The organism is Candidatus Solincola tengchongensis, assembly GCF_015711935.1.
Taxonomy (GTDB): domain Bacteria; phylum Actinomycetota; class Geothermincolia; order Geothermincolales; family RBG-13-55-18; genus Solincola_A; species Solincola_A tengchongensis.
This window is the reverse complement of the sequence record NZ_JACVJJ010000031.1, coordinates 123,620-129,786: the sequence shown is the minus strand read 5'-3', so window position 1 is coordinate 129,786 and position 6,167 is coordinate 123,620. Positions and strand designations below refer to the sequence as shown.

Genomic DNA, 6,167 nt, shown 5'->3' with positions numbered 1-6,167 from the left:
GGCTTTCCGGGGAGGCTTCCGGGGTCTTCCTGGGGAAGAGGAAAGCGCTGTATGCGGATGAGCTTCGGGAATCCTGCGCCTGGGAGCCCAGAAAGGGGTGGGGTAGGGATGCCGTTCTGGTCCCCCTCAGGGTGAGGAAGCGGGTCATCGGTGCGCTGCTGCTGGGCACGCTAACCGGTGACGGGTGGGAGGAACAGGCATATCTGGAGCTGGAGACGGCAGAGGCTTTCGCCGAGCGGCTGGCCGTGGCCCTGGAGAACGCCCGCCTGCACGAGCGCGAGCAGAGGAAGATCCGCGAGACCCTGGCTCTCCTGGAGATGGCCAGGGTGGTCGGTTCGACCCTGGACCTTGAGGAGATCCTCAGGCGGGTTGTGGAGATGATGGTGGATGTCTGCCCGGTGACCATGTGCCTGGCCTACTTGGCGGAAGGCAACGCCTTTCGTCCCCGGGCTTGGGCCGGTTTTATAGAGGAACTGGCCGGCGAGCTGGAGCGAAGAGGAGACCTCACCCTCGAGGATCTGGGCGCCGAGGCGAAACGGGCCCTGGAGGAAGGGAGGACGGTCACCAGGCCCGTTGAGGAGCTGGGTGGGCTCCTCCCCGGGGATGTGCTCGCCGAACACGGGGTGTCGGAAGCGCTCCTGCAGCCGCTGCGAGCCAAGGGGAGGACGGTCGGTTTTCTGGCCCTCTTCCACGCCGGGCTTCCGAGTGAAGAGGAGGCTTGGGAGGAGGAGCGGCTGGCGGAAGCCGCGGCCGCCCAGGCCTCGCTGGCCGTGGAGAACGCCTCCCTTTACGCGGACATAGAGAGGAGCTATTTCTCCACCGTGCAGGCCTTGGCCAAGGCCATCGAGGTGAAGGACCCCTACACGCGCGGCCATTCCGAGAGGGTCACCACCTACGCCCTGATGATCGCCGAGGCCATGGGGCTCGACGAGAGGGAGAGGCAGAAACTGAAGTACGCCGCCACCCTGCACGACATCGGCAAGATAGGCATCGCCGGAAGGGTGCTCAACAAGCCGGGTTCCCTCACCGAAGAGGAATACACCCACGTGAAGACCCATCCCCTACTGGGGGACAGCATCGTGGAGCCCGTGGAGTTCCTCCAGGAGCCCAGGCCCATCATCCTGCACCATCACGAGCGTTACGACGGCAACGGGTACCCGGACGGTTTGAGGGGCGAGGACATTCCGCTGTGCGCCCGCATCCTCTCCGTGGCCGACGCCTTCGAGGCCATGCGTTCGGACCGCCCCTATCGCAAGGCGCTCCCCCTGGAGGAGGCACGGCGTGAGCTGGTGCGCAACGCGGGTTCCCAGTTCGACCCCCGGGTGGTGGAGGTGTTCCTGGGCATCCTGGACCGGCATGGCGGAGACCCCATCCCCCGGGAAGAGGGCGGTGAGGGCCTTGCTGGCGGGGGAGGACCAGCGGTGGCACGGGGAGAGGCCGGAGGCGCACGGGAAGCGGGCGGCATGGGGAGGTGAAAAAGGGGCTTGTTCGACGAGATCTTGAGGGGCGAGGCTGCCCGGCGGCAGGAGGAGGGCAGGAAGTTCAAGGTCCTGGTGGTGGATGACGACCCCAACATCCGCGAGCTGATAGTGGAGACGCTGAGCGCCGAGAGGTTCCGCCCCCTGGAGGCGCGCGACGGCATGGAGGCGCTCGAGCTCTGCGAGAGGGAGAAACCGGACATCGTGATCCTCGACGTGATGATGCCGGACCTCGACGGTCTGGAGGTGTGCCTCCGCCTGCGCAACGAGTTCCTCACCAGCCACATACCCATCATCCTCCTCACCGCCAAGGGGATGCTGGAGGACAAGATAAAGGGCATGGAGACGGGAGCCGACGACTACATAACCAAGCCCTTCGATCCCCTGGAGCTGGAGGCGCGCATCAACATGCACCTGAGGAGGTCCATACGCGACGGCGAGGCCAGCCCGCTCACCGGCCTTCCCGGCAACCGGGCCATCGAGGAGGTCATCGAGGACCGCATCAGGAAAGGGGCCAAGTTCGCCGTGTGCTATGTGGACCTCGACGACTTCAAGGCCTACAACGACCGTTACGGCTTCGTGGCCGGTAGCGAGGTCATCAAAATGACCTCCCAGTGCATCCTGGAGGCCATGGACAAGTACGGCGCGGAGAGCGACTTCGTGGGCCATATAGGGGGAGATGACTTCATCGTGGTCACGGAGATGGAGAGGGCGCCCCTCATCTCGCAGGAGATTATCCGCCTTTTCGATTCCCGTATCCCGTCCCACTACGAGGAAGAGGACCGGGAGAGAGGCTACATCGTGAGCACGGACCGGCGGGGAAACGTGCAGCGCTTCCCAATAATGTCCATAAGCATCGCCGTGGTGCACAACACCTACCGGGAGCTGGACCATCCCGGCAAGGTGGCCCAGATCGCCGCCGAGCTCAAGAAATATGTGAAGACCATGCCGGGCAGCAACTTCGTCTTCGACCGGCGGCGCCGCGACTGACCCCGCCGCGACGCACAGGGAGTCCGGCCGCCGGGCGGCCCGCGGCCTCCGGGTGGCGTGTACCGGAGCGAGGAGGCGGGCCGGCCCCCGGGCCGTGATGCGGGGTGGGCGGGACGCGGAGGCACGAACGCGTTTCCCGTCCGGGAGACGCGCGGGGCCGGGAAGGCCTCGCCGGAGGATGGGAAGGATAGAAAGGAGTGTCCTGGGGATTGGCATCCAAAGCGGAGGCCAAGGCCATGCGGGAGAGGAGCGTGAGCCTCCCCTCCCTGCCGGGGAGAAAGGGCCGTGTGGGGAGGGCGGAGGTGCGGGTGTTGCTGACCTCCACCCGCTTCGTGGCCTCCCTGTTCTGGCTGACCATCGTGGTGGCCACCATGCTCTTCGTCCTGCCCTACTCGGAGCGCAACACCTCGCCCGTCTTCCCCTGGTTCGTGGTCATGTCCATAGCCGTGTACCTGGGGCACCGCTTCTTCCCCTACGAGGGATACCATCCGTGGGCTTTCTCCCTGTTGCTCCTGGCCACCGACGCCCTGGTGGCCATGATGGTTTATCTCACGGGAGGGAGCAGGAGCGCCCTGTCCCTCCTGTACATAACGGTGATCATCTTCTCCTCCGCCTACTTCGACCTCCTGGAGACGCTGCTCTTCACCACGGTGACCTGCGCCATCTACTTCGCCCCCTACCTCTACGAGCAGATGGATTTCGGGACCCTGAAGGAGATGGCCATGTCCGTGCCGGTTTATTTCCTCATCGCCCTCAGCGGTTTCTTCGTCATCAGCAAGGCGAGGGAGCAGGAGAGGGAGAAGAAGGAGTTGTCGGACATCATCGACCGTGCGGACCGCAAGAACCGCGAGCTCTCCGCCCTCTATGCCGCCTCCATACGCTTCGCCTCCACGCTGAACCCGGAGGAGATAATCGAGGTGCTGGAGGAGAAGGCCCGTGATCTTGTGCCCCTCGACGCCATGCTGATCTGTCTGTACGACGGGGACGGGGACCTCCAGGTGCGCTTGTCCCGAAACGTCGTGGACGAGGAGTCCTTCCTCTCCTATCAACGGGAGGCCAACCCGCTATATGTTGCCGCATCGGCCGTCCTCCCGGTGACCATCTCCCGGACCGGCGAGGACCCGCGCTTCGACCCCTTCATGAAGGAGACGGGGTTCGCTTCCATGATCTGCGTGCCCCTCTTCGCCAGCAACAGCGTCATCGGCGTACTGGCCTGTCTCTCGCGGCTGGAGGAGGCCTACGACGACGACGATGCGCGCGTGCTGCTCACCCTGGCCAGCGAGGCGGCGCTGGCCCTGGAGAAAGCCGGGCTGTACCGGACCACCCTGGAGGACAAGAGCAAGATCGAGACCATCATAAACAGCCTCACCGACGTCCTGCTGGTGCTGGACCGGGAGGGGAAGGTGGTGCTGGCCAATCCCTCCGCGGAGCGCCTCTTCGGCCCGCGGGAGGGGATACCGGAAGAGCCCGTCGGCGAGACCTTCGGCCGGGCCGAAGGGGAGGTGGAATTCAGGGAGGTGGGGCTGGAGGAGGCCCTCCGCGCGGTGCTGCACGAGGGCCGGCAGGTGAAGAACGAGGTGGTCCTCAAGGCGGACAGTACCACTTTCTTCCAGGCGATATGGCTTCCCCTCCAGGACCCGGCGGGAAGCGTCGTCGGAGCGGTGGTCATCCTTCACGACGTGACCGACTTCGTGGAGTTGGACCGCATGAAGTCCAACTTCATCTCCATGGTCTCTCACGAGCTCAAGACGCCGCTCACCTCCATCAAGGGTTTCGTGCGTCTGCTGGACGCGGGAAGGGTGGGGCCGGTGAACGAGAAGCAACGCCGCTACCTGGAGATCGTTCTCCGGCAGACGGAATCCCTCACCAAGATCATCGAGGACCTCCTGGACCTCTCCCGTATCGAGGCGGGGATAATCGAGGTGCGCAGAGAGAGGGTGGACCTCCGCGAAGTGGCCGAGGGGGTGCTGGCCGGGCTGGAGAACCTGGCCCGCGAGAAAGGGGTCGCGGTGTTTTTAGAGATTCCCGACGGGCTGCCGGCGGTGGCGGGGGATACGGAACGCCTGAGGCAGGTCTTCACCAACCTCATCCACAACGCCATAAAGTTCACCCCTTCCGGCGGTGAGGTCCGTGTGCGGGCCAGGGAGGAGGGCGGCGAATGTCTGGTTGAGGTGGCCGACACCGGGATCGGGGTGTCACCCCAGGACCTTCCGAGGATATTTGACAAATTCTACCAGGTAGATTCCTCGACCACGCGCCAGCAGAGCGGGACCGGCCTGGGTCTCTCCATAAGCCGCGAACTGGTGGCCGCACAGGGAGGGCGGATGTGGGCGGAGAGCGAGAAGGGGGTAGGGACTACCTTCAGCTTCACCCTGCCGGTATGGAAGGCGGTGCAGACGCCGGTTTCGGATAGCGAATGGAGGTCCGTGTACCCCACTGAGGGTGAATTGGACGAATCCAGCGGCCGAGGGGGCTAGGGACAGGGCTACGGCCCGAATGGCCGGGGAGAAGACCAGCGACGTTCGCGTGGAAGACGGGCACGAAGGGTGGGGGCCATGCCTCACCGCAGAGAGACAGAAGAACGAGAGACCGACGCATTTGCGACAGGGATGGCCTTCCAGGGGCTGGAACCAGGCTCCGAGCGGGCAAGATAGCCTTTGCGGGCCTGGTTTTCCCGGACCGAGGATTCTCCTCGGGCTCCCGGCATCGAGGACAGCATGGGGAGGGGAGATATTGCCAGGTAGGCGAGGATAAATTATACTTGTTGACCGACAACCGAAGAGTTAAGCAGAAGCGGTTTCGCTTCTCACCCTGGGCCTCAGGCTGACAGGGTTAGGGAAAGCCCGTGGATAGCGGGGAAACCGCTATCCTTTTCCTTTAACGCGGGAGGGATGTCCTATAGAAAAACACGTGCGCGTTAACGACGGGATCCGGGCCAGGGAGGTCCGGGTTGTGGGTCCGGACGGAAAACAGATAGGCATAAAGCCCATTGAGGAAGCCCTACGCCTGGCCGAGGAGATGGATCTGGACCTGGTTGAGGTGGCTCCCCTGGCGGATCCCCCGGTCTGCAAGATCATGGATTATGGGAAGTACCGTTACGAGCAGACCGTGAAGATGAAGGAGGCGCGCAAGAAGCAGGCCGTGGTCAGCTTCAAGGAAATGAAGATGCGCCCCAAGATCGACCGGCACGATTACGAGATAAAGAAGAGGCACATCGAGCGGTTCCTCAAGGCCGGCCATAAGGTGAAGGTCACGGTCATGTTCCGGGGAAGGGAGATGACCCACACGGAGAAGGGCCTGGAACTCCTCCAGCAGCTGGCGGAGGAAGTGGCCGAGCTGGGGACCGTGGAATCGGAGCCCAAGCTGGAGGGGAGGAACATGCAGATGATACTGGCCCCGGTAGCGGTGGCCAGGAAATGAGGAGCGGGACTTTCCTGTGAACGGAGATGAAGAGGAAGTGAGGAGATCATGCCCAAGATGAAGACCCACAGGGGCGCCGCCAAGCGCTTCGAGATAACCGGCAGCGGCAGGATAAGGCGACGCAAGGGGTACGGGAGCCACCTACTGGTCAAGAAGAGCTCCCGTCGCAAGCGTACCTATCGCGTCAAGCAGGAAGTGTCCCCGCACGACGCTTCCAAAGTGAGAAAACTCCTGCGCAGGGGTTAGGCGGCGACCCCTAGACCGATCGCTGATGAAAGG

Annotated in this window: 5 protein-coding genes; all 5 read left to right on the top strand. The window is 63.9% G+C overall.

What is annotated here, in order from left to right; all coding sequences use genetic code 11:
- Positions 1 to 1,475, top strand: a 1,475-nt coding sequence (locus H7007_RS02380; protein ID WP_287152891.1) for an HD domain-containing phosphohydrolase, incomplete at its 5' end; no start/stop codon positions are given.
- A 9-nt stretch (positions 1,476 to 1,484) separates the two neighbouring features.
- On the top strand, positions 1,485 to 2,468 hold the full coding sequence (locus tag H7007_RS02375; protein WP_287152890.1) for a GGDEF domain-containing response regulator: 984 nt from the start codon (positions 1,485 to 1,487) through the stop codon (positions 2,466 to 2,468).
- A gap of 209 nt (positions 2,469 to 2,677) precedes the next feature.
- Entirely contained in the window at positions 2,678 to 4,945 is a 2,268-nt protein-coding gene (locus tag H7007_RS02370) for an ATP-binding protein (protein WP_287152889.1), read from the top strand.
- A 421-nt stretch (positions 4,946 to 5,366) separates the two neighbouring features.
- Positions 5,367 to 5,888 carry a translation initiation factor IF-3 gene (gene infC / locus H7007_RS02365; protein WP_350340607.1) on the top strand — a complete coding sequence of 174 codons (522 nt, stop codon included), beginning with the start codon at positions 5,367 to 5,369 and terminating at the stop codon, positions 5,886 to 5,888.
- A 48-nt stretch (positions 5,889 to 5,936) separates the two neighbouring features.
- Positions 5,937 to 6,134, top strand: a complete 198-nt coding sequence (rpmI, locus tag H7007_RS02360) for a 50S ribosomal protein L35 (protein ID WP_287152887.1) — start codon at positions 5,937 to 5,939, stop codon at positions 6,132 to 6,134.
- Positions 6,135 to 6,167 lie beyond the last annotated feature (33 nt).